The organism is Pseudomonas sp. BIGb0278, assembly GCF_024809895.1.
Classification (GTDB): domain Bacteria; phylum Pseudomonadota; class Gammaproteobacteria; order Pseudomonadales; family Pseudomonadaceae; genus Aquipseudomonas; species Aquipseudomonas shirazensis.
The window spans coordinates 1,833,576-1,851,231 of sequence record NZ_JANUEL010000001.1 but is presented as its reverse complement, the minus strand read 5'-3'; the positions used below and the strand labels follow the sequence as shown (position 1 = coordinate 1,851,231).

Here is a 17,656-nt window from a genome sequence, read left to right as displayed (position 1 = left end):
ACTGATATGGATGTATCAATGGGCCTGTTGGCTGCGGTTTTCTGGGGCGTGACCGATTTTCTGGTGGGTATCAATGCGCGGCTGTTCGGTGTCAGGCGATCTGTTTTTTTCGGGCAGCTCATTGGCTTGATCGTGATGAGCCTGATGTTGCTGATGTCGAGTCGACACCTGATTCGCCTGATCGATGCGCCACTGTTAGCCATCATGCTTGGCCTGCTCGCAGCCATTTGTGCAGTGGCAGGCGCTCTCGCGTTGGCAAATGCGTTCGCAATAGGCAAAACCGCCTTGGTCGCGCCGCTGGTCACAAGCTATGGAGTTGTCACTACTCTGATCGCATGGGTAGCGGGTGAGACGTTGACCAACTGGCAATTCACGGGTGTCTTAATTTGTGTCTGCGGGGTGCTCTTGGTAAGCCGCAGGCCATCCCCCCGCAATCACACTCCAGTGCGACAGGGGAGGGCATCCATCATCTATGCGCTTGCGGCTGCCCTCTGTTACGGCACGAGCTTATGGTTGCAAGGCACCTATGCACTTCCCGCACTCGGCCCAATCAATATGCTGTGGCTTATCTATATCATTGGCGTGGCCGTGCTGTGGCGAGAAGTGATCCCGATGTTGTCACGGCAGAGCGCTATTCAGCTCAAGGCCTATGGAACCCTCTGCGCCGCGAGCCTGTGTAATTTGAGCGGCTTTGCCGCCTTTTCCTTGGGCGCAATGAGCGGCTCAGTTTCGATCGTTACGGTAATCAGTACTCTGTCCGGCGGTATCGCATCCGTGCTCGGCTACATCTTTCACAGCGAGCGCCTCACAGCTCTGCAGGTCTCGGGCATTACCTTTGTGCTGATCGGCGCTGGCCTTATCCACCTGTATGGCTAAGAGGGTTGCTGGCCATGACAGCCGCGGCTGAACGGCGCCGCTGACCCGGCGCCGTTCCCCTTCACTTCACCGTCTTAGGCGCAAAGCGCAATATCAAACAAGCAATCACCGCCGACAGTAGCGAACCCAGCAAAATCCCGATCTTGGCTTTATCAATCAGCTCAGCCTGCCCGGGAAACGCCAGCTCGCCGATAAACAGGCTCATGGTGAAACCAATCCCACAGAGCATGGCCACCCCGTAAATCTGCAACCAGCTGGCCCCTTGCGGCTTCGAAGCCAGGCCAGTCTTGACCGCCAGCAACACCCCGGCAAACACCCCAACCTGCTTGCCCAGCAGCAGCCCAAGGGCAATCGCCAGCGGCAACGGCGCAAACACGTCGCTCCAGCTCAAATGGGTAAACGCCACGCCAGCATTGGCAAAGCCGAACGCGGGTACGATCAGGAAACCTACCCACGGCGCAATGGCATGCTCCAGCGTCAGCAGCGGGCTCTTGGCATCGCCGGCGGTGTAGGGGATCAGCAGTGCGCCGACCACGCCAGCGATGGTCGCGTGCACGCCGGACAGCAGGGTGAAGTACCACAGGGCGGCGACGCCGATCATGTATGGCCACAGGCTGACCACGCGCAGGCGGTTCAGGCCCAGCAGCAGGGCGACGATAGCGCCGGCGCCGGCGAGGGCGATGAGGTTAATCGAGGAGGTATAGAACAGCGCGATGATCGCTACTGCGCCCATGTCGTCGATGATCGCCACCGATACCAGCATCACTTTCAGCGACAGCGGTGCGTGCTTGCCGAGCAGCGCCAGGGCGCCGACGGCAAAGGCGATGTCGGTGGCCGCGGGGATTGCCCAGCCACCGGCAAGGCCCGGTTCGACGGCAGACACCTTGAGGTAGATCAGCGCTGGCACTGCCATGCCCATCAGCGCTGGCAGCGCTGGCAGGCGGCGTTGCTCCCAGGTGGCCAGGCGGCCGTCGACCATCTCGCGTTTGATCTCCAGGCCAACCATCAGGAAGAAGATCGCCATCAGGCCGTCGTTGATCCACAGGTGCACGGTCATCGGCCCGAGCTTGTCCGTGAAGGTGGGGCCGAGGGGTAGGTGCAGCAGGTGTTGGTAGGCCGCAGCCCATGGGCTGTTGGCGATGATGATGGCTACTACTGCGGCAAGCATCAGCACCACGCCGCCTGCGGCTTCGCTGGCGAGCAGGCGCTGCAGCAATGGGCGCCGCTGGGCGTTGTTCAGAGAAACGGTCATGCGAGGTCCTCGTTCATGGATTCGCCCTGGATGCTGCAGGCATTGGCCGAACGACGGCCACGGCAAAGCGCTGGCACCGAATGGGCCACTGCAACAATAGGCGAGAAGAAGGGAAGGGGATGCAGCGAGCACGTACCCGGCAAAAAACGCGGGAACGGCATACGCCAAAGAAATAGCAAGGCTGCGTGCAACATGGATGGACTCTCGGAAAACAAATGAATGTTCTCCGTATTCGGGATAGCTCCCGGGCGCACGCAGCACACGCCAGGCGGCGAATTATACAGAGTTGGCAGTCAAGGTGGGCGAGGGGTCTGCATCGAAATGTTGCAATGGGGCGCCGCGCTCGAGCATCAGCCCATTGCGGGCGTCTGCTCGAGCGCGGTCAGGCGTTAGCCGCCGATGGCCGCAGTCGACCCTTGCAGCTGCCAGCGGCTGCGCAGCGACTGCAGTGCATCATCAAGGATCGAGATGCCGCTCTGCTCGCGTGCGATGCGCTCCTGGCGGAAGCTGTCGTCCAGTACCGTCAGCAGGCTCTGGCTGCGGCTGCTCGAGCTTGGCGTGGTCACGTCATCGGTCAGGTCGCCATTCACATAAGTACGCACCCGCTCGCTCTGGCTGGCGGATTGCGAGGCGCTGGCTTCGACCAGGCGGCCTTTGTCGAAGGCCAGGCGCGTGCTGCTGCTGGCCTGGTCGTTGATCTCGTGATAGCGGTAGTTCTGCGATTCGCGGTCCAGCCCTAGCTGCATGTTGGTCAGCGGGTTGAGGCCCAGGTGGTAACCCGCTTTCAGTGCGCTCTGCTGATCCTGCTGCACCGAGCGGGTCAGCTGGCCGCCACCTGTAATGCTGGTCGATTGCGACGCGCGGTAATCGAAGCGGTCGGATTCTTCCAGGCGCATCGGGTTGCTCTGCTGCGAGGTCTGGCTGATCGAGGCATTGAAGTCGGCCAGGCCGCTGAGCAGGGCGCGGTCGCTGGCGCTCTGCAACGAGCCACGCTCGGTCACCGCCTGCTTGCCGTCATCGACGGCGTTGAGCTGGGTGAAGGCGTCCTTGAACAGGTTCATCAGGTTCTCATCGCCTTTACCGCGCTTTTGCGCGGCGTCGAACTGGCTCAGGTAATTGCTGATGGCGGCCTGGCGCTGGCTGCTACTGCCCAGTTTGGCAGCGTCCGGCGTGTCGAGGTTCATCTGTACGCGCCCGGAGGGGCCGTCCAGTGTCAGGTTGCGCGACTGCTCGTTGACGCTGAGGTCAAAGGTCTGTGGTTCGCCGTTGACGTCCAGCTTGGCGTTCAGTTGCAGGCCGCTGAACAGCGTCGTGTCAAACTTGACCAGGTTACCGAGCTGCAAGCGCGGTGGCACCTGGGTCAGGCCGTCGAGCGCCGATTGGAAGTCGTCGGCCATTGCCGCCAGGCCTTGGAGTTCTTCGTCGTTCAGTTCACCGCCAAGCACCTCGGCGCTCACGGCCAGGCCTTGTGCGCTGCTCGCCAGGGAGAGGTTGACGGTCGCTCCGGAGGCCGTGGTCAGGCTGAATGTCACCCCATTGGTGGGGTGCGAGCGCAGGTTGGCCAGCTGCAATTGCAGGGCAGCCTCATTGGGCTGCTCGCCGCTGGCGATGGTCATGATGGACTGCGAAACGGCCTTGCCGCCATTGCCTGCCAATTGCTCCAGCAGCGCGGCGCCGATGTTCTGGAAGCGGCCACCATTGGACGACGACTGGATGCTGTTCATCAGGGCAATGCTGAGCTTGTCCGATCCTTCCCGCTCCCAGACGTGGCGCACCTGCGGGCCAGCCAGAGTACCGTTGGCCAGCGTACCGTTGGCGGTGTAGGTCGGGTCGGGGGTAGCGTCCACCGCCTGGCCGAGGCTGACCGAAGTGCTTGGCGAGGTCAGGGGTTGGCTGGCTTGGGCAACCGCCTGCACTTGAACAGGCGGCGGAGCGTTGTAGATTGGGGTTAGGCGCTGCGCAGCAGTTATCGCATTCATGGTCGGCTTCCGTGCAGATCTAGGGTCTAACCCAAGGTATCGGCACGGTCAGGCAAAACCTTAGCGTTCATGTAGGTATTGGCGGGGCTGCGCCAGCCAGAAACAAATCAGCCCGCCAAAGGGCGGGCTGATTGCTCAAGCACAGACGATCAGCGGCGGCGGAACAGCGGCAGCGGTTCGTCGGTCGCGGCCTGGTAGGTCACCGAAAAATCTTTCAAGCCTTCCAGGGCATCGACGGGGTCTTTGTCAGCGCGAATGGCAAATGCATCGAAGCCGCAGCGCGCCAGGTAGAACAGCTGGTCACGCAGGACATCGCCGATTGCGCGCAGCTCACCCTTGAACTGATAGCGATCACGCAGCAGACGCGCATTGGAGTAGTTGCGCCCGTCGGTGAAGGCCGGGAAGTTCAGGGCGATTACCTGGAAATGCGCAACGTCGTCACCGATTTCTTCAGCTTCTTCGTCGCTGTCCAGCCATACGCCAAGGCCGCCATCGCGGGCCTTGAGCGCATGGGCGTGATCGCGCCAGAGTTGCAGCGGCACGATGTAGTCGTCGCAGTTGGTCAGTTCGTCGAACGAGGCATCCTTGGGCAGCAAGTGCCAGGTTTCGTCGACCAGCTGGTTGTTCTTAATGATTCGCTGCATAGACGCGCTCCTTGAAGGGGTCGATGCCAATACGTTGGTAGGTGTCGATGAAGCGCTCTTCTTCGGTACGTTGTTCAACGTAGACGTCGATCAGCTTCTCGATCACATCGGCCATCTGGTCCTGAGCGAACGATGGGCCGAGGATCTTGCCCAGGCTCGCGTCACGGGCGGCGTTGCCACCCAGCGAGACCTGGTAGAACTCCTCGCCCTTCTTGTCGACACCAAGGATGCCGATGTGGCCGACGTGGTGGTGACCGCAGGCGTTCATGCAACCAGAGATGTTCAGGTCCAGCTCACCGATGTCGAACAGGTAGTCGAGGTCGTCGAAGCGACGCTGGATCGACTCGGCAATCGGGATCGACTTGGCGTTCGCCAGCGAGCAGTAGTCACCACCCGGGCAGCAGATGATGTCGGTCAGCAGGCCGATGTTCGGCGTGGCGAAGCCGCTTTCGCGCAGCTCTTGCCAGAGCGTGTGCAGCTGACGCTGCTCGACATCGGCAAGGATGATGTTCTGCTCGTGCGAGGTCCGCAGGAAACCGAAGCTGTAGCGCTCGGCCAGATCGGCAACGGCGTCCAGCTGCTTGTCGGTGAGGTCGCCCGGGGCAACCCCGGTCGGCTTCAGCGACAGGGTCACGGCCACATAGCCTGGGCGCTTGTGCGCACGGGTGTTGCGCGAACGCCAGCGGGCGAAGCCTGGGAACTCCTGGTCGAGCTCGGCGTAGTCGACGTTGTCCAGCGCCTGGTAGGCCGGGTCGACGAAGTGGCGCGAAACGCGCTCGATCTCGGCTTCGGTCAGGGTCGTGTTGCCACCGCGCAGGTGGGCCATTTCGGCTTCGACCTTTTCCGCGAACACTTGCGGGGTCAGGGCCTTGACCAGGATCTTGATCCGCGCCTTGTACTTGTTGTCACGACGACCGTAACGGTTGTACACGCGCAGGATCGCGTCGAGGTAGCTGATCAGGTCCTGCCACGGCAGGAACTCGTTGATGAACGAGCCGACCACCGGGGTACGCCCCAGGCCGCCGCCGACCAACACGCGGAAGCCCAGTTCGCCGGCTTCGTTGTGCACCGGCTCAAGGCCGATATCGTGCACTTCGATGGCCGCGCGGTCGTCCTTCGAGCCGTTCACGGCAATCTTGAACTTGCGCGGCAGGTAGGCGAATTCGGGGTGGAAGGTGGTCCACTGACGGATGATCTCGCACCATGGGCGCGGATCGATCAGCTCGTCGGCGGCGACGCCGGCAAACTGGTCGGTGGTGGTGTTGCGCAGGCAGTTGCCGCTGGTCTGGATCGCGTGCATCTGCACGGTGGCCAGCTCGGCAAGGATGTCCGGGATGTCTTCCAGCGCCGGCCAGTTGTACTGGACGTTCTGCCGGGTACTGATGTGCGCATAGCCCTTGTCGTAGTCGCGGGCGATCTTCGCCAGCACACGCACTTGCGTCGAGTTGAGTTGGCCGTAAGGCACGGCCACCCGCAACATCGGGGCGAAACGTTGGACATACAGGCCGTTCTGCAGGCGCAGAGGGCGGAATTCTTCTTCGCTCAGTTCACCGGCCAGATAGCGGCGGGTCTGATCACGGAACTGCTTGACGCGGTCCTCGATGATCCGCTGATCGTACTCGTCGTATACGTACATAAAAGTCCTGTCTCAGGCTGCATGCAGCTAATCGCGCGCACGGCCGCGCACTCCGGTTCGGAGCCGGGGAACGATATCAGGTTGCATTTATGCGCTAAAGTGATGTTTTTGCATATGAAAAGAACTAAACGGACTAAGTGAGACTGACTGGCATTTATTCCAGGCGTCTGCGCTGGGTATAATCCGCGCTTTGCTCCACAGAGATGCACCCATGTTCAAAGCGCTGTGCCAGAGTCTGTGCCTGTTTCTGCCGTTATCGGCCGGTGCGCAGGCGGCGTCCGTGGTGTTTCTCAACCCGGGTCATGCCAACGAGAACTTCTGGGTGGGATACACGCGCTTCATGCAGGCCGCCGCTGACGATCTCGGCATGCAGCTGCGGGTGGAATACAGCGAGCGCCGCGCCGATCTGGTGTTGAGCCAGGCGCGGGCTATCTTGAGCGGGCCGCAGCGCCCCGACTATCTGGTGCTGGTCAACGAGCTGTATGTCGCTCCGGAGATCATTCGCCTGTCCCGCGACAGCGGCGTGCAGCTGTTTCTGGTCAACAACGGCCTGACCGATAACCAGCTCGAGAGCGTCCGGGCACAACCGGACAAATACCCGCCAGTGCTGGGCACGCTGACCAGTAACGATGAGCAGGCCGGTTACCAGATGCTGCGCGAGATGGTCGCGAAGTTGCCGCCATCGGACGAGCCGATCGACCTGCTGGCATTTGCCGGCGTCAAGACCACCCCGGCCTCGCAACTCCGCGAGCATGGCATGCGCCGGGCCTTGGCCGATCACCCGCAGGTGCGCTTGCGCCAGGTGGTATACGGCGGCTGGAACCGCGAGCGCGCGTTCGAGCAAGCGCAGCTGCTGCTCGAGCGCTATCCACAAGCGCAGTTGGTGTGGTCGGCCAATGACGAAATGGCTTTTGGAGCGATGCAGGCGTTCGAGGCAGCGGGGCGCAAACCTGGCGTGGATGTGCTGTTCGGTGCGGTCAACAGCTCGCCTGAAGCGCTGCGCGCGCGTATCGACGGGCGCCTCAGCGTATTGATGGGCGGCCATTTCACTGTCGGCGGCTGGGCCATGGTCATGCTGCATGACCACGCCCAGGGCATCGCCATCAATCGCGACGGTGGCGGCGAATACAGCTTGCCGGTGCTGCAGTCAATCGATCAGGCCAAGGCGCGGCGCTGGCTGGCCCTGCAGGAGGGCGACGATTATGGTCTGGACTTCCACCGTTTCAGCGCCGAAGGGCGACCAGCCGATTATCGTTACCCGTTTCTGACGTCACCGGTCGACTATTGAAAGACCCTGCTTGAATCAAGGGCATTGCTCGACTTAACTGCTGGTGGTGTATGTGCATTCCCATAACCACTACAAGAGGCAATGCAATGGGTAACTCCACCAAGCTGCGCAAAAGCGACAGCAGTGTCGATGCCTGGGCGATCCTGTGTCTGATCGTGCTGGTCGTCGTCACTGCGGTGTACTGGGTCAGCCATCAGTAGCGCATCACCGCTGTCGACCGTGATTGCAACCTGAACCGCCCGTGGCAGGCACCGCCACGGGCGGCTTGCCTTTCAACGGGCGGTCAGGTGCATGGCCAGTTGCACCAGGCCAATCAGCACCAGTACGAATACCAGCGTGAACAGCACGCCCAGGGCGATGAAATGGCTGGCCTTGCCATGAGTGAAGTCGCGAGCGCGGTTCTTGCCGCTCTGCACGCCCAGGGCAGCGGCAAGCACGCTGTGCAGCATCTGCCAGAAGGTCGGCGGTTTGCCTTGGCTGGGGTCGTCCATGCTGGCCTCCTGTAGGTAGCGCAGGCGATCAGTGCACAGTGTAGACCTTCAGCAGGCAGGGGCCGCGCAGCAGCCCCTGGCAGGCCCTAGCCCCTGGCACGCTTTAGTTGTCGTAACCCAGATTAGGTGCCAACCAGCGCTCGGTGACATTCAGCGCCTGGCCTTTGCGCTCGCTGTAGCGCTCGACCTGGTCCTTGTCGATCTTGCCCACGGCAAAGTACTGCGCCTTGGGGTGGGCAAAGTACCAACCGCTGACCGCTGCCGCCGGGAACATCGCGAAGTGCTCGGTAAGGAACACACCACTCTGGCCGGTCTCGCCAATGGCCGTGCCGTCGAGCAGGCGGAACAGGGTTTCCTTCTCGGTGTGGTCTGGGCACGCTGGGTAGCCCGGGGCAGGGCGGATACCGCTGTACTGCTCCTTGATCAGCGCATCGTTGTCCAAGTGCTCATCACGGGCATAACCCCAATAGTCCTTGCGCACCTGCTCGTGCATCCACTCGGCGCAGGCCTCGGCGAGACGGTCGGCGAGCGCCTTGACCATGATCGAGCTGTAGTCGTCGCCCTTGTCCTGATAAGCCTTGGCCACTTCCTCGGCGCCGATGCCGGCGGTAGTGATGAAGCCGCCGATATAGTCGCTGACGCCGCTGTCCTTCGGTGCGACAAAGTCGGCCAGCGACAGGTTGGGCTTGCCGTCGGGCTTGATCGTCTGCTGGCGCAGGTGGTGCAGTTTGGCCAGCGGTTGGCCATCGGCGCCGTACACTTCGATGTCGTCGTCGGCGACCTGGTTGGCCGGCCAGAAGCCGAACACCGCACGCGCGCTGATCAGCTTCTCGTCGATCAGTTTGTCGAGCATCTCGCGGGCATCCTGATACAGCGCGGTAGCCGCTTCGCCGACCACTTCGTCGGTGAGGATGCGCGGGAACTTGCCGGCCAGGTCCCAGGAGATGAAGAACGGGGTCCAGTCGATGTACTCGGCCAGGGTCCGCAGGTCGATGTCTTCCAGCACCTTGACGCCGGTGAAGGAGGGCACTGCCGGGGTGTACTCGGCCCAGTCGTATTTGGGCTTGGCAGCAATCGCCTGGGCGTAGCTGAGGCGTTCGGTGCGGGCACTGCGGTTGGCGGTGCGTTCACGGACTTCGATGTAGTCCAGGCGAGTGCGCTCGACGAACTCCGGCTTGAGCTCCTTGGACAGCAACTGGGTGGCCACGCCGACCGCACGCGAGGCGTCGGTCACGTAGATCACCGCGTCGTTGGAGTACTTGGGCTCGATCTTCACTGCGGTGTGCGCCTTGGAGGTGGTCGCGCCACCGATCATCAGCGGCAGGTGGAAGTCCTGGCGCTGCATTTCGCGGGCGACGTGGACCATTTCGTCCAGCGACGGCGTGATCAGCCCGGACAGGCCAATGATGTCGCACTTCTGCTCGCGGGCGGTCTGCAGGATTTTCTCGGCCGGGACCATCACGCCCATGTCGACGATGTCATAGCCGTTGCAACCGAGCACCACGCCAACGATGTTCTTGCCGATGTCGTGCACGTCGCCCTTGACCGTGGCCATGAGGATCTTGCCCTTGGCTTCGGGCTTGTCGCCTTTTTCCGCTTCGATGAACGGGATCAGGTGGGCCACCGCCTGCTTCATGACGCGGGCCGACTTGACCACCTGTGGCAGGAACATCTTGCCCGCGCCGAACAGGTCGCCGACCACGTTCATGCCGCTCATCAGCGGCCCTTCGATAACCTCGATCGGGCGTGTCGCCAGCTGCCGGCATTCTTCGGTGTCTTCGACGATGAACGCAGTGATGCCTTTGACCAGTGCGTGTTCGAGGCGCTTGCCGACCGGCAGCGAGCGCCACTCTTCGTTCTCGACCTCTTTGGTGGCGCCGCCGCCCTTGTAGTCGTCGGCAATCGCCAGCAACGCGTCGGTGCCTTCGGGGGTGCGGTTGAGCACCACGTCCTCGACCTTCTCACGCAGCGCAGGCGGGATCTCGTCGTAGATCTCCAGCTGGCCGGCGTTGACGATACCCATGGTCAGGCCATTCTGGATCGCGTGGTAGAGGAACACCGAGTGAATCGCCTCACGCACCGGGTTGTTGCCACGGAACGAGAACGATACGTTGGAGACGCCGCCACTGGTCAGTGCGTGGGGCAGATGATCGCGAATGAAGGCACAGGCCTCGATGAAGTCGACGGCATAGTTGTTGTGCTCTTCGATGCCGGTGGCAACGGCGAAGATGTTCGGGTCGAAGATGATGTCTTCAGCTGGGAAGCCCACTTCGTTGACCAGAATGTCGTAGCTGCGCTGGCAGATTTCGCGCTTGCGCGCCGCTGTGTCGGCCTGGCCCAGTTCGTCGAAGGCCATTACCACTACCGCTGCGCCATAGCGCTTGCAGAGGCGGGCGTGATGTTTGAAGGCATCTACACCTTCTTTCATCGAGATCGAGTTGACGATGCCCTTGCCCTGGATGCACTTGAGGCCGGCTTCGATCACTTCCCACTTGGACGAGTCGATCATGATCGGCACGCGCGAGATGTCCGGTTCACCGGCAATCAGGTTGAGGAAACGGACCATGGCAGCCTGGGAGTCGAGCATCCCTTCGTCCATGTTGATGTCGATCACCTGCGCGCCGGCTTCAACCTGCTGCAGGGCGACTTCCAGCGCCTCGGTGTAGTTCTCTTCGCGGATCAGCCGGGCGAACTTGGCCGAACCGGTAATGTTGGTGCGCTCGCCGACGTTGACGAACAACGACTGGCGGTCGATGGTGAATGGTTCCAGGCCCGACAGCCGGCAGGCCTTGGCGATCTCCGGGATGACCCGCGGCGGGTACTTGGCCACGGCCTCGGCAATCGCCTGAATGTGCCCTGGGGTGGTGCCGCAGCAACCGCCGATGATATTGAGAAAGCCGCTGGCGGCAAATTCTTCGACCACTTCGGCCATTTCTGCCGGGGTTTCGTCGTATTCGCCAAAGGCATTCGGCAAGCCGGCGTTGGGGTGCGCAGAAACGTGGGTGTCGGCTTTGGTCGACAGCTCTTCCAGGTACGGGCGCAGGTCTTTGGCGCCGAGGGCGCAGTTGAGGCCGACCGAAATGGGCTTGGCGTGACGCACCGAGTTCCAGAAGGCTTCGGTGGTCTGCCCGGACAAGGTCCGCCCGGAGGCGTCGGTGATGGTCCCGGAGATCATGATCGGCAGCTCGATGCCGTCGTCTTCGAACACCTGCTGCACGGCGAAGATGGCCGCCTTGGCGTTGAGGGTGTCGAAAATGGTTTCGATCAGGATCAGGTCGGCGCCCCCGGCAATCAGCCCGCGGGTCGACTCGATGTAGTTTTCTACCAGCTCGTCGAAGGTGACGTTGCGATAGCCCGGGTCGTTGACGTCGGGCGAAATCGAGCAGGTGCGGCTGGTCGGGCCGAGCACGCCGGCGACGAAGCGCGGCTTGTCTGGCGTCTCCAGGGTTTTCGCGTCGGCCACCTGGCGGGCAATACGCGCGCCTTCCAGGTTCATCTCATAGGCCAGCGCTTCCATGCCGTAGTCGGCCTGGGAAATCTGCGTGGCGTTGAACGTGTTGGTTTCGAGGATATCGGCGCCAGCGTCGAGGTAGGCTTTCTCGATCGCGGCAATGATATCGGGCTGGGTCAGCAGCAAAAGATCGTTATTGCCCTTGATGTCACTTGGCCAATCGGCAAAGCGCGTGCCACGATAGTCGTGTTCCTCGAGACGATAGCTTTGGATCATAGTGCCCATGCCTCCGTCGAGGATCAGTATGCGCTCCTTGAGTGCGTGCTGGAGTGCTTGGAGACGAGCGCTACGGTCGGACATAGGACTACCTGGTCGGGCGAAAAACAGAAGGTGCGGAATGATAGCAAAGCTGCGCGGTTTTTAGGTGCGTAGGGCTTTTGCATGAATTTCTCTCATGTTTACGCATCCCGTCGGCCCGTTAGATACACCGTGATGGCTTTATTCGAAACCAGGACATTCGGCACATGATTCACCGCTGTTTACTTGCCCTAGCTGGCACGCTGGCCCTGTCGGTCAGCAGCATGGCGCTGGGGCAGGCCCCGCAATCGAGCCCGGCAATCTCCTACACCCGGGACATTCAGCCGATCTTTACCAACAAGTGTGTGGCCTGCCACGCCTGCAACGACGCTGCCTGCCAGCTCAACCTGGGCAGTGCCGACGGCGCCCAGCGCGGCGCCTCCAAGGTGCCGGTGTATCAAGGCGACCGCAGCCAGGCGGTGCCGACCACGCGTTTGTTCTATGACGCCCATAGCGAGCAGGCCTGGCGCAAGCAGGGCTTCTATTCGGTGCTCGACGGCCAGGGCAGTCAGGCGGCGCTGATGGCGCGCATGCTCGAGTTGGGCCACAAGACGCCGCTGACGCCCAACGCCAAACTGCCCGAGAGCATTGTGCTGGGCCTCAATCGCAACAATATGTGCCCGTTGCCCCATGAATTCGATGCCTACGCCGGTGTTCATCCTGGCGAAGGTATGCCCCTGGCCGTCACCGGCCTGACCGATCAGGAATACCAGACCCTGCAGCGCTGGCTGGCAGCCGGTGCGCCGGTCGATGCCCAGGCGCTACAGCCGAGCGCTGCGGAAGCCAGCCAGATCGCCGAGTGGGAAGCGTTGCTAAACCGCCCAGGCTCATCCGAGGCGTTGATCGGTCGCTGGCTGTACGAACATCTGTTTCTTGCCCATATCGACTTCGTGGGTGGCCAGCCTGGGCACTTCTTCCAGTGGGTGCGTTCGCGCACGCCCAGCGGTCAGCCGGCCGACATCATCGCCACTCGCCGACCCAACGACCCGCCCGGTACTGACTTCTATTACCGGTTGGTCCCGGTGCAAGGCGTGATCGTTCACAAAACGCACATCAGCTACCCGCTCGGGCCGCAGAAGCTCAAACGGGTCAAGCAGCTGTTCTATAGTGGCGACTGGCATGCCACCTCATTGCCAGGCTATGGCCCAAGGCACCGGGCCAACCCGTTCGAGACCTTCGAAGCGATCCCGGCGGTGGCGCGCTACCAGTTCATGCTGGATAACGCCGAGTACTTCGTGCGCACGTTCATCCGCGGGCCGGTCTGCCGTGGGCAGATTGCCACCGATGTGATTCGCGACAACTTCTGGGCATTGTTCCAGGAGCCTGCACATGACCTGTACATCACCGACGCACGTTATCGCGGTGAGGCGACGCCGTTGTTGGCCATGCCCGGCCAGATCGACGACGTTGGCAGCGTGATCAGCCTCTGGCATTCCTACCGCGACAAGCGTAACGAATACGAAAAGCTGCGCCGCGAAGCCTATGCTGAGGCCCCCGCGCCGAGCTGGTCGACCTTGTGGGCCGGTAATGACAACGCGCTGCTGAGCATCTTCCGCCACTTCGACAGCGCCTCGGTGAGCAAAGGCTTGATTGGCGACGTGCCACTGACTAGCTGGCTGTTCGACTACCCGCTGCTTGAGCGCACCTATTACCAACTGGCGGTCAACTTCGATGTGTTCGGCAACGTCTCGCACCAGTTGCAGACCCGGCTCTACTTCGACCTGATCCGTAACGGCGCCGAGGTCAATTTCCTGCGGTTGATGCCCGCTGACCAGCGCGGCGCGATCCTCAGCGATTGGTACCAGACCACCGGCAAGGTCAAGATGTGGCTGGATTACGAAGACATCGACACCGATACGGCAAGCGCTTTCAAGCTCGACGAACGTGACCCCAAGCGCGACTTCGGTCTGCAATTGCTGCAGCGCACCAAGAGCCTCAATGTCACGCCCGACCCGATCAACCGCTGCCAGGGCGCGTACTGCTCGCGGCCGCAGATGAGCGCCGAGTTTCGCGATGTCGAGCAGAGCCTCAGCCGCTTGGTATCACGTCCTGCCGCAGGCCTGAAGGTAATCAATCAGCTGCCCGAAGCGAGCATGCTGCGTATCGAAGGGCAGGGTGGGCAACGCCAGGTCTACAGCCTGCTGCGCAACCGTGCGCACAGCAACGTGGCGTTCCTGCTGGGTGAGGAATCGCGCTATCAGCCGGGTCTGGACACCCTGACCCTGGTGCCGGGCGTGCTCAGCAGCTACCCCAATTTCATCTTCAACATCCCGGCCAGCGATGTCCCGGAGTGGGTCGAAGACATGGAAGCTGCGCGCGATGATCCGGCCAAGTTCGAGCGCATCGTCATGCGTTGGGGCGTGCGCCGCAGTCACCCGCAGTTCTGGCAGTACTTCCATGATCTGAATACCTTTATCCAGGAGACCGATCCGCTTGAAGCGGGGGTGCTGGACATGAACCGCTATGAAAACCTGTGAGTTGACCGCCCGGCAGGAGGGCTGATCTTTTCATCGATGTCGTGGTCCCAATAGCAAGTGGTCTGTGGTTCGGCTCGCCGCTCTCGGTGGCGCGTCTGCGCCGAACCCCAGGCTTGAATGCACCAGGACCACAGGGCATTGCATGTTGTACTCGCTTCAGGCACTTCGGGCGTTCGCCGCCTGGGTGGTGGTTTGCCACCATTTCATGCAGATATTCTTCGACTTCCACGCCAGCGGCCCCGTTGGCGCCCTGCTCGCCGAGCGCGGCGCAGTTGGGGTGGACATCTTTTTTGTGATCAGCGGGTTGGTGATCTACCTGTCGACACGTGACAAGGACATCGTCCCCAGTCAGTTTCTGCTCAACCGCGCGTTGCGCATCATACCCGCCTACTGGTTTTACACCGCTCTGATGGCCCTGCTGCTGTTCGGCGCCAGCCGCTGGATGCCGCATCAGGTGTTCGACTGGCAGCATTTGCTGCTGTCGTTGCTGTTCATCCCGGCAGAAAACCCCGGCGGCTACGGCATGTATCCAACGCTCAATGTGGGCTGGACACTGAATTTCGAGATGTTCTTCTATCTGCTGTTCGGCCTCGCCTTCATGGTACGTCGGCGTCTGCACCTGCTGCTGGTCACGGCCGCGCTGTTGCTGGTCAGCGAAGTTCTGGGGCGGCTGGGGGTGGTCAGCCACTTCTACAACAACGGCATCATCTACGAATTTCTGTTAGGGATCGGCCTGGGCGTGCTCTACCGCCGAGGTCTGATCCGCGAGGGCTTTTGGCTGCCGTTGGCATTGCTGGCGCTGGCCGGGTTTGCTCTATACCGGCTGGATGCGTCGCTGCGCCTGCTGCACTGGGGCCTGCCGAGCGCGCTGGTGGTGCTGGCGTTCATCTCGCTTGAGCCGTATTTCCGTGGCAACCAGCTGCTCAAGATGCTCGGTGACTGCTCCTACTCGGTATATCTGATCCATGTGCTGGTGCTGCATGCTGGCTGGTTCGTCAGCGAGCGTTTTGCACTCAACCCTTATCTGGTCTTCGCCTTCTGCGTGCCGTCCATTGGACTAATGTCGTGGCTGAGCTACCAATGGCTGGAACGCGGCCTGTATCAACGGATGAAGGCCTGGATCGACGCACGTTCGGCGCAGCAGCCAGCCTGGGAGCTATCCCGAGTCAAATGCTAGGACTTTGTTCGGGGCCTGGGTTGGCGTACACTTGCCAGCAAGTCTGTGAGGAACTTCCATGAGCGCTATAACCATTACCGACGCCGCCCATGATTACCTGGCCGATCTGCTCTCCAAGCAGAACACCCCGGGTATCGGCATCCGCGTATTCATTACCCAGCCAGGCACCCAGTACGCAGAGACGTGCATTGCCTACTGCAAGCCGGGCGAAGAGAAGCCAGAGGACACTGCCCTCGGCTTGAAAAGCTTCACGGCCTACATCGACGCCGTCAGCGAACCGTTTCTGGATGACGCGCTGGTCGACTACGCCACCGACCGTATGGGCGGCCAGCTGACCATCAAGGCGCCAAACGCCAAAGTGCCGATGGTCAACGAAGACAGCCCGATCAACGAGCGCATCAACTACTACCTGCAAACCGAGATCAATCCAGGGCTGGCCAGCCACGGTGGCGCAGTGAGCCTGATCGACGTAGTTGACGACGGCATTGCCGTCCTGCAGTTCGGTGGTGGTTGCCAAGGCTGCGGCCAGGCCGACGTGACCCTCAAGGACGGCATTGAGCGCACCTTGCTCGAACGCATTCCTGAGCTTAAGGGCGTGCGCGATGTGACCGACCACACCCAGAAAGAAAACGCCTACTACTGATAGCGGTAGTGGTGCGCAAGCAGACCCGGGCAGCAACGCGCGGGTCGCGCTTCTAGCAACAATCTGTTACTGATTCAACCCCCGCGACAACAGGTCGCAGCCGCGTATTACAAGGGCTGCAGGCCGATCACCGGCTTTGTTGGGTAGATAGCCAACAGAGGTCATGCCAGAATGCCGCGGCTTTTTGACCGGCCCTGCCCAGGGGCTGGCACCTTCCCTGTAAAGGATGGTTCCATGACTGATCTGTTGAGCCGGCGTGCCGTTGTCGCCGGCATGGGCGTACTCGGGCTTGGCCTGTTGGCCGGTTGCAACCCGGCGCGCGGCCTTGATTTCAAGTACGGCAAGAACATGAGCAACGAAATCCTCGGCCGTTCGTTCCGCCTGACCGATAGCCAGGGCAACGTGCGGACCTTGTCGAGCTTCTACGGCACCATGCCGATGATCTTCTTCGGCTTCACCCAGTGCCCGGCCGTGTGCCCGACTGCGCTGGCGCGTGCCGCCCAGATCAAGAAGCTGATGGGCCGCGATGCTGGCTTCTTGCAGGTGGTATTCATCACCCTCGACCCTGAACGTGATACGCCCGAAGTGCTTGACGCCTATGTCAAGGCATTCGACCCATCGTTCACGGCCCTGACCGGTACGCCGGAAGAGATCGCCGCGGTTGCGCGGGAGTTCAAGGTGTTCTACGAAAAGGTCCCCACCGGCGACACGTACACCATCTCCCACTCGTCCACCAGCTACGTCTACGATTCGCGCAGCACACTGCGCCTGAGCCTGGGGCATTCCCTGAATGCCAAGGAATGCACAGAAGACCTGCTTACCCTAATGGAGATCTGCTAAATGGCAATTTCGCTGCAACCGATCAAGCGCGGCCTGGCCGCTCTGGCACTGATGGGCATGGCGCTGCCGGCCCTGGCCGAGACCAGCGTCAGCGATGCCTGGGTGCGAGCAACCGTGCCGCAGCAGCATGCTACCGGCGCCTTCATGGTGCTGACTGCCACCACCGACAGCAAATTGGTCGGGGTCGCTTCGCCAGTAGCCAAGGACGTGCAAGTGCATGAGATGACCATGAACGGTGACGTCATGGGCATGCGCCAGGTCAAGTCGATCGAGCTGCCTGCCGGCAAAGCCGTGAGCCTGGATCCGAACGGCTACCATGTGATGCTGATGGGCTTGCATGAGCAGGTCAAGGAAGGCACCCAAGTGCCGCTGACGCTGACCATCGAAGACGCCAAGGGCGCCAAGCAGACCTTGCAGGTCCAGGCGCCCGTGCGTGGCCTGACAGCCGATGGCAACACTGGTGGCCACGAGCACGCGCATCAACACTGACAGCTGCCGGAGCTATTCGCTCAGTAAAGAAAGCCGCTCCCTGGAGAGCGGCTTTT

The 17,656-nt window shown here is 61.7% G+C and carries 13 protein-coding genes; 7 read left to right on the top strand and 6 right to left on the bottom strand.

What is annotated here, in order from left to right:
• Window positions 1-6: 6 nt before the first annotated feature.
• The gene (locus tag M2396_RS08335; protein ID WP_259074158.1) at window positions 7-876 is read left to right on the top strand and encodes a DMT family transporter; all 870 of its coding nucleotides are present in this window, start codon (window positions 7-9) and stop codon (window positions 874-876) included.
• A 61-nt stretch (window positions 877-937) separates the two neighbouring features.
• Here M2396_RS08335 and nhaA read toward each other — a convergent pair whose 3' ends face one another.
• The 4 genes from nhaA to M2396_RS08315 form a co-directional block, all read right to left on the bottom strand.
• Window positions 938-2,128, bottom strand: a complete 1,191-nt coding sequence (gene nhaA / locus M2396_RS08330; RefSeq protein WP_259074157.1) for a Na+/H+ antiporter NhaA — start codon at window positions 2,126-2,128, stop codon at window positions 938-940.
• 389 nt (window positions 2,129-2,517) lie between these two features.
• Complete coding sequence (locus M2396_RS08325; RefSeq protein WP_101318471.1) at window positions 2,518-4,107, bottom strand: hypothetical protein; 1,590 nt, start codon at window positions 4,105-4,107, stop codon at window positions 2,518-2,520.
• A 149-nt stretch (window positions 4,108-4,256) separates the two neighbouring features.
• Window positions 4,257-4,751 carry a DUF934 domain-containing protein gene (locus tag M2396_RS08320; RefSeq protein ID WP_101318473.1) on the bottom strand — a complete coding sequence of 165 codons (495 nt, stop codon included), beginning with the start codon at window positions 4,749-4,751 and terminating at the stop codon, window positions 4,257-4,259.
• Complete coding sequence (locus M2396_RS08315) at window positions 4,735-6,387, bottom strand: nitrite/sulfite reductase (RefSeq protein WP_101318475.1); 1,653 nt, start codon at window positions 6,385-6,387, stop codon at window positions 4,735-4,737. The genes M2396_RS08320 and M2396_RS08315 overlap by 17 nt, the downstream gene beginning before the upstream one ends.
• 211 nt (window positions 6,388-6,598) lie before the next feature.
• Here M2396_RS08315 and M2396_RS08310 point away from each other — a divergent pair, with 211 nt between their 5' ends.
• The gene (locus M2396_RS08310) at window positions 6,599-7,675 is read left to right on the top strand and encodes an ABC transporter substrate-binding protein (RefSeq protein ID WP_188035715.1); all 1,077 of its coding nucleotides are present in this window, start codon (window positions 6,599-6,601) and stop codon (window positions 7,673-7,675) included.
• Window positions 7,676-7,947: 272 nt separating this feature from the next.
• Here the strand turns inward: M2396_RS08310 and M2396_RS08305 are convergent, their stop codons facing one another.
• Together M2396_RS08305 and metH are read right to left on the bottom strand one after the other, a co-directional pair.
• Complete coding sequence (locus tag M2396_RS08305; RefSeq protein WP_101318479.1) at window positions 7,948-8,166, bottom strand: DUF2970 domain-containing protein; 219 nt, start codon at window positions 8,164-8,166, stop codon at window positions 7,948-7,950.
• A 103-nt stretch (window positions 8,167-8,269) separates the two neighbouring features.
• A complete protein-coding gene (gene metH / locus M2396_RS08300) occupies window positions 8,270-11,977 on the bottom strand; it encodes a methionine synthase (RefSeq protein ID WP_259074156.1) in 3,708 nt (1,235 codons plus the stop codon).
• A 164-nt stretch (window positions 11,978-12,141) separates the two neighbouring features.
• On the opposite strand from metH, the gene M2396_RS08295 reads away from it, so the two are divergent.
• The 5 genes from M2396_RS08295 to M2396_RS08275 all read left to right on the top strand — a co-directional run bounded on the left by M2396_RS08295 (window position 12,142) and on the right by M2396_RS08275 (window position 17,600).
• Window positions 12,142-14,451, top strand: a complete 2,310-nt coding sequence (locus M2396_RS08295) for a fatty acid cis/trans isomerase (RefSeq protein WP_181089356.1) — start codon at window positions 12,142-12,144, stop codon at window positions 14,449-14,451.
• Between the two features lie 142 nt (window positions 14,452-14,593).
• Window positions 14,594-15,628, top strand: coding sequence for an acyltransferase (locus tag M2396_RS08290; RefSeq protein ID WP_101318485.1), 1,035 nt, complete (start codon window positions 14,594-14,596; stop codon window positions 15,626-15,628).
• A 58-nt stretch (window positions 15,629-15,686) separates the two neighbouring features.
• Window positions 15,687-16,271 carry a Fe-S biogenesis protein NfuA gene (nfuA, locus tag M2396_RS08285; protein WP_101318487.1) on the top strand — a complete coding sequence of 195 codons (585 nt, stop codon included), beginning with the start codon at window positions 15,687-15,689 and terminating at the stop codon, window positions 16,269-16,271.
• A gap of 234 nt (window positions 16,272-16,505) precedes the next feature.
• Window positions 16,506-17,111, top strand: a complete 606-nt coding sequence (locus tag M2396_RS08280) for an SCO family protein (RefSeq protein WP_101318489.1) — start codon at window positions 16,506-16,508, stop codon at window positions 17,109-17,111.
• Window positions 17,112-17,117: 6 nt separating this feature from the next.
• On the top strand, window positions 17,118-17,600 hold the full coding sequence (locus M2396_RS08275) for a copper chaperone PCu(A)C (RefSeq protein WP_101322982.1): 483 nt from the start codon (window positions 17,118-17,120) through the stop codon (window positions 17,598-17,600).
• The last annotated feature ends 56 nt before the right edge of the window (window positions 17,601-17,656 follow it).

What these genes read in the sequence shown, in the direction of transcription:
- nhaA (WP_259074157.1), bottom strand. Translation starts at nt 2,128, where the DNA reads ATGACCGTTTCTCTGAACAACGCCCAGCGGCGCCCATTGCTGCAGCGC.
- metH (WP_259074156.1), bottom strand. Translation starts at nt 11,977, where the DNA reads ATGTCCGACCGTAGCGCTCGTCTCCAAGCACTCCAGCACGCACTCAAG.
- M2396_RS08320 (WP_101318473.1), bottom strand. Translation starts at nt 4,751, where the DNA reads ATGCAGCGAATCATTAAGAACAACCAGCTGGTCGACGAAACCTGGCAC.
- M2396_RS08335 (WP_259074158.1), top strand. Translation starts at nt 7, where the DNA reads ATGGATGTATCAATGGGCCTGTTGGCTGCGGTTTTCTGGGGCGTGACC.
- M2396_RS08315 (WP_101318475.1), bottom strand. Translation starts at nt 6,387, where the DNA reads ATGTACGTATACGACGAGTACGATCAGCGGATCATCGAGGACCGCGTC.
- M2396_RS08325 (WP_101318471.1), bottom strand. Translation starts at nt 4,107, where the DNA reads ATGAATGCGATAACTGCTGCGCAGCGCCTAACCCCAATCTACAACGCT.
- M2396_RS08305 (WP_101318479.1), bottom strand. Translation starts at nt 8,166, where the DNA reads ATGGACGACCCCAGCCAAGGCAAACCGCCGACCTTCTGGCAGATGCTG.
- M2396_RS08295 (WP_181089356.1), top strand. Translation starts at nt 12,142, where the DNA reads ATGATTCACCGCTGTTTACTTGCCCTAGCTGGCACGCTGGCCCTGTCG.
- M2396_RS08280 (WP_101318489.1), top strand. Translation starts at nt 16,506, where the DNA reads ATGACTGATCTGTTGAGCCGGCGTGCCGTTGTCGCCGGCATGGGCGTA.
- M2396_RS08310 (WP_188035715.1), top strand. Translation starts at nt 6,599, where the DNA reads ATGTTCAAAGCGCTGTGCCAGAGTCTGTGCCTGTTTCTGCCGTTATCG.
- nfuA (WP_101318487.1), top strand. Translation starts at nt 15,687, where the DNA reads ATGAGCGCTATAACCATTACCGACGCCGCCCATGATTACCTGGCCGAT.
- M2396_RS08290 (WP_101318485.1), top strand. Translation starts at nt 14,594, where the DNA reads ATGTTGTACTCGCTTCAGGCACTTCGGGCGTTCGCCGCCTGGGTGGTG.